Raw genomic sequence first — 230 nt, 5'->3', positions numbered from 1 at the left:
CAACCGCAGCCGTGACGACTTCCAGACCGGCTGGGCTGCCGGCGGCGGTATCGAGTACGCGCTGCCCACCGACTCGTTCCTGAACTTCTTCCGCTCTTCGGCCGTGACGCTGAAGATCGAAGGTCTGTACGTGAACCTCGACCAGGGCAACCGCAACAACGGTGTCTTCGCCGTCAACAACGCCGGCCAGGAAGTCAGCGTCACCAGCCCGGGCGTCGTGCTCGTCAGCA

General features: G+C 64.3%; 1 pseudogene. It reads left to right on the top strand.

What is annotated here, in order from left to right:
* Positions 1 to 230 (top strand): annotated as a pseudogene (locus tag ASF20_RS25195) (porin family protein); the annotation flags it as partial.

This window comes from Methylobacterium sp. Leaf88 (assembly GCF_001422795.1).
GTDB lineage: Bacteria > Pseudomonadota > Alphaproteobacteria > Rhizobiales > Beijerinckiaceae > Methylobacterium.
The sequence above is the reverse complement of the archived record's forward strand: the minus strand, read 5'-3'. Positions and strand labels throughout refer to the sequence as shown.